Genomic DNA, 4,934 nt, shown 5'->3' on the forward strand with positions numbered 1-4,934 from the left:
AAGCGAAGAGCGCCGCGTCGCGCTGCTCTTCACACTCCAAGATCACGGCCAAGATCCGGCTGTGTGTCTTGCGGTGCATGGCCTTCGGGCGCTGCCAGTGCTCGCCTAGCCTGGCTTCGGCCTTGCGCTGCCGTCGCCATGCCCGGTCCATCTGATCCTCGCTCTGACTGCTGTAGGCGATGTTCCCGCAGTGCCGGCAGACGAAGCCAGCATGGCCGCGCAGGTACAGCACCGCCACGCGCCGCCCGCATCTTGGGCAGGCGAACCATGCGCGGCTGCCGCCGTAGTTGCAGGCCGTTCTCAAGACCGACACGCACTGCCGCATGGGCTGGTCGTTGACCCGGTAGCTCAGCACCACAGCAGAGCCGCCGCCGCTGTAGCCAATGGATGCCCGCCGCGCGCCAGTCTCGCCGTCACGCCATTCCCATATCCCTGCGCTGAACTCGCCGAAGATTCCTTCGCGCTGCCAGCGGCGCGCGTCGATCTGCCGGCAGTGTTCGGCCTTCACATTCTGCGCCGGTCGGCCAGCACCGTATCGTGATCCACCTCGTCCCATCCTCGCGCCTCCACAGATTCCGAAACCAATAGGCAAACACGCTGTTTCCCGCTGTTCTTTTTACGCGCGCCGGGCTCGGCCTTGCAGGGCTGCTGTCACCCATGCCTGCGCACCGGCCCGCTGCTGAAGCGCCGGCTTGGGCCTTGGCCGCAGGTGCTCGCCGGTTGCCGAGTCATAAAGCGCAGGGTCCAAGTCCTGATCACGGACGCGCACGGTCTCGACCTCATCAATGCCCCCTCGGTCCTGCTCGCTGGTCGCTGGCGCTACAGCAGATGGCTTCTCTAGATGGTGTTCTGGAGAAGGAACAGGCGAAGCCCTCAAAGTGGCCTTGATAGGCCCGCCAGCAGGAACAGGCGGCGCCTTCCCTGTTCCGCCAGCAGGAGCAATAGCGGGTGGCTCTGTTCCGCCAGCAGGACTAGGCGCAGTGTTTTCGCTGCCAGCATGACGCCAGCGTTCAAAGCACTGTTCCCGCGTCGGTCGCGTCGGGGCAATCTCCAGCGTGCGGTAGGCGCCGCGCTCGAAGGCCGCCACTGCGCCAGGCTCATAGTCGGCGTGCCGATCCAGCGTGCGCCAGGTCACGGCGTACCAACTCGCCTTGTTGGGCCGATGCCCCTTCACGGTCTCGAAGATCAGCCCGGCCGCGATCAACTCCCGCTTGGCCCGGTCGATCACGCTGGCCGAAGTCCAGCCGCGCTTTGCCAGGTAGGCCCGGCTCGCCAGCAAGCGCCCGTTGTTGTCGCGCACGAACTGGCGCGCAATCTCCAGCAGCAAAGCCCGTGCTGGGTAGCTCAGCGCCTTGTAGGCGGGGCTGTCCAGTACCGACCAAGGCAGAGCCACAAACCCGCCAGCATCGCGCCCTGAATCCCCCTTGCCGCGTTTCGCGCGGTCATTGCTCATGATGGAGAAGCCCTGCGTCAGCGCCCGGCGCTTGGGTCAGTGCTGCCAGGCACTGCAATGCGCTCTTGGCTCGCTGATAGCCTTCGTGATGATCTTGTGCACCGCGCATGGCCTGCGCCGCCAGCGTCTGAGCCATGATCAGCATGGCCTGCTGCGGCACCGGGGCAGTTCGCCGCTCTCCAGCCGCAAGCCCGGCCACTTTGTTGATCAGCTTGTTCACGTTCTGGTGAACGAAGCGCTCATTCGGCGAGCCAGCCGCCAGCGCCTGAATGCCGTCATGAAGCTGGTGATAGCCCGGCAGATACTCGACCCGATGCAAGTCGGCTGCGCTGCGGGCATCCCGAAACGCTTTCACCAGAGCCAGCTTGAGTTGGCGCACGCGCCGGCTATTGCGGCTGTAGGTCAGCAGCAGATAGCACTGATCCTCATTGAGCCGCGCGAACTTGACGCTCTGCCCCGTGCGGCTGCCGCTTGAAGCTCCGGTTTCAAATCGGACCTTTCCCAGTTGCTCGAAGTCGGCGCGGTAGGTCTTGAGTAGCTCGAACAGGCTCTGATGCTGCACGCCCAGCCGCCCAGCCAGCAGCCGGGAGTCCAGCCGTGCTTCGTCGTTGAAAGCGGTCAGTACCAAGGCGCCGCCATCGGTGCCAGAATCGCCGCTGCCAGTTTGTGATTGATCACCGAAGCCCTGCACCGCGCCAACGGTCGGGGCTTCTGTCTTTGGGGCGCTCATTGGTCGGCCCCTTGGGCCTGGATCCATGCCCTGATAGATTCAGATTTCCAGCGGGTACAGCGCTTTCCGAGTCGCACCGGTTCAGGGAACTCACCGGCCGCGAGCTTGCGGTAGATCGTGGCGGTCGATAGGCCGGTGGCGTGCCTCACAGTGGTGATGCGCAGCAGCGCATCAGCAAGTTGCACGGCGTGGAGCGGTTGCGGGTTGCGGTTTGACGCTTGCGTCACGTCGCCGCTGGTTGGTTCGGTGTGTTGCATGTGGCCTCACGAGTGAAAGTGAGGTCACGATGCCTATGCTGCGCGACTTGAAATAGCCCTTTTGGATCGCCTATAGGCTATGCCGGAATGGGTCGGCCATTGAGTTTCTCCCCATGAACACTAGGAACTAAAGGGCTGACTATTCTTTTGCGACTTTCTTGCGCCCGGGTTCCTTGTCGGGGTTTGAAACAGTGGCAATTCGCTTTACAGCCTCGGTCCCCAGCCCGACGAAGTTGGCCTCAAGGTATGCCGTGAGTCGGTTTTTGAAAGTCGACTCTGGATCGCCGTAACCGTTGAACACTGCTCGGAAGGCAATGTTTGCCGCTTGCAGCTCCAGGGGCAAGTCTGCCGGATCGAGGTCAACATCGGGCAGCGGGCGCCCACCTGGGTCGGCAAAGCTGTAGCAGGAGCTCAACTGCCCGCGCTCAAGCCACGGCAGTATGAAGCGCCGGTTGAAAAGCTGCGTCTCGAAGCGCGCCTCTTCGCTCTGAAGCCAAGTCAAAAAAGTTCGCCCTGGGTCCTCTGGCTGCCTGTCAAAAACTCGGCCGCGAATACGCATGCCTTCGCTCTCGATGCACCACATGTCAGTCAAGTAGGCGTGTCGCTTTTCTGGTGTCGTCTCTATGATGCACCTAAGGTTGGAAATGCGTGCGCGCTCGTAGTCCTCCTGCAGTCGCCGGAGAACAGGAACCAGCCTTGAGGAGTTGCCACCAGCGTCGTTCCATGCATCGCTAGGTTCGAGACCGAGTATCAGTGCGCAAACTTCGCGGCCGGAAAATGTCCAGGTGTAATCCCAATGCGACAAGTCCGTCATGCATCCCTCATGCACCCCTGAATGGATGCCGCGCCAGCCCGACAGGGAAACGGGTTTTCGGGGATCAGCCTAGGCGCAGCAAACCAAGTATGCCGTTAGCTGGCGCTCATGCCACCTTGAACTCAATCACCTTGGCCCCGGCCTTGAGTTGGTCCAGGTAGTCGGCCCAGGTTTGCATCAAGGCCTTGCGTTTGCTCATGTACTCGGCGCGGTCATAGGCGCCGCCCAGCGCGCCGGTCTTGGCGTGGGCCATCTGCGCCTCGATCACTTCTGGGTCAACGCCTGCGATCTGCTCCACCATGATCGTGCGGGCCATCGCGCGGAAGCCGTGGGCGCTCATTTCCTCGCTGCTGTAGCCCATGCCGCGCAGGGCAGCATTCACCGTGTTTTCACTCATCGGCTTGTCACCAGTGCGCAGGCTGGGGAACACATACTTGCCGTGCCCGGTCAGCGGCTGAATGCTCTTGAACGCTTCCAGCGCCTGAGCCGCCAGCGGCACGAAATGCGGCCTGCCGTTGAGCTTGCCCGCCTTCTGCCGCTTCATCTCTGAGGCAGGAATGGTCAGCATCGCGCCGTCCAGGTCGATCCAGGCCCACTCAAGCGCCCGGATATTGCCCGGCCGCTGAAACAGCAGCGCAGACAGCAGCAGCGCCGCGCGTGTGGTGGGCTGGCCCTGGTAGGCGGCTATCGCTCGCAGCAGTTCGCCCGCCTTGGCCGGCGTCAACACGGCGGCAGCGTGGCGCACCGTGTGGGCCTTGAAAGCGCCGGTCAGGTCGCGCGCCGGATTGTTGTCGCACTTGCCGGTGTGGATGCCGTACTTGAACACCTGCCCAGCGAACTCGCGCAGGTCGCGCACAAGTTGGGTGGCTCCGCGCGCTTCCACCCGGCGCAGCGTATCCAGCAGCACAGGGGCCGACACATCGCGCAGGGGCAGGGTGCCGATCCAGGGGAACAGGTCTTTCTCGCAGCAGCGCAGGAACTGGGCCGCGTGGCTTTCGCTCCAGGCCTCGACCTTGATCTGGTGATATTCGCGCGTCACGGCCTCGAAGGTGATCGCGGCCGAGATTCGCTTGGCGATCAGTGCGGCCTTGCGGGCCTGGACCGGATTGGTGCCGGTGCTACGGACCTTGCGGGCCTCATCGCGGGCCAGCCTTGCGGCCTTCAGCGTCACCTCGGGGTAGCTACCCAGCGCAAGCCGGGATTCCTTGCCGTCCGGGTAGAACTTCCAGAACCAGCGCTTTGCGCCAGCAGGCGAGACCTCCAGGTACAGCCCGGCCGCATCAGTCAGCCGGCGGCGCTTCATCTCGGGCGGGCAGTTGGCGTTCTTGCAGTCGGCATCGGTCAGCATCTGGCGTTCCCCGGTGTCCGGGATCAAGGAACCGGGGAACAACTACCCCGATTTGCCCCGCTACCCCGGCTTGTTCCCCGGTATGTTCCCCGGTCTGCTCTGCGCTGTAAAGCCCCGTCCTGAGTCATCCTGACAAAGAAAAAGCCCCTAAGCCGTTGATTTGCTTAGAGGCTTGATGCCTTGCGAGACCTTCTGAAAGCTTGCCTTGGTCCCTCCGACAGGAATCGAACCTGTATTTGCCGCTTAGGAGGCGAACTCGCCGACACCATCCAGCAAGACTTTGTCCGTTGGCCGGACTTCGACAAGTCCGCCCGCGTGGCGAGCCATTCGGA

The 4,934-nt window shown here is 63.2% G+C and carries 6 protein-coding genes; all 6 read right to left on the reverse strand.

Going from position 1 to position 4,934, the window contains the following annotated elements:
• Positions 1-508: hypothetical protein (locus ACIQ67_RS19525; protein WP_397536040.1), on the reverse strand; the 508-nt coding region annotated here is incomplete at its 3' end.
• A 108-nt stretch (positions 509-616) separates the two neighbouring features.
• Positions 617-1,453, reverse strand: coding sequence for a hypothetical protein (locus ACIQ67_RS19530; RefSeq protein ID WP_397536041.1), 837 nt, complete (start codon positions 1,451-1,453; stop codon positions 617-619).
• Complete coding sequence (locus tag ACIQ67_RS19535; protein WP_397536042.1) at positions 1,443-2,183, reverse strand: Rha family transcriptional regulator; 741 nt, start codon at positions 2,181-2,183, stop codon at positions 1,443-1,445. The genes ACIQ67_RS19530 and ACIQ67_RS19535 overlap by 11 nt, the downstream gene beginning before the upstream one ends.
• Positions 2,180-2,440 (reverse strand): helix-turn-helix transcriptional regulator, encoded by a 261-nt coding sequence (locus ACIQ67_RS19540; RefSeq protein ID WP_397536043.1) that lies wholly within the window; start codon positions 2,438-2,440, stop codon positions 2,180-2,182. The genes ACIQ67_RS19535 and ACIQ67_RS19540 overlap by 4 nt, the downstream gene beginning before the upstream one ends.
• 139 nt (positions 2,441-2,579) lie before the next feature.
• Positions 2,580-3,254: a hypothetical protein gene (locus ACIQ67_RS19545; protein WP_397536044.1), complete on the reverse strand. Its 675-nt coding sequence runs from the start codon at positions 3,252-3,254 to the stop codon at positions 2,580-2,582.
• A 106-nt stretch (positions 3,255-3,360) separates the two neighbouring features.
• Positions 3,361-4,629 carry a tyrosine-type recombinase/integrase gene (locus tag ACIQ67_RS19550; protein ID WP_397536045.1) on the reverse strand — a complete coding sequence of 423 codons (1,269 nt, stop codon included), beginning with the start codon at positions 4,627-4,629 and terminating at the stop codon, positions 3,361-3,363.
• Positions 4,630-4,934 lie beyond the last annotated feature (305 nt).

It is taken from the genome of Roseateles sp. (assembly GCF_044373315.1).
Taxonomy (GTDB): Bacteria; Pseudomonadota; Gammaproteobacteria; order Burkholderiales; family Burkholderiaceae_C; genus JACDQM01.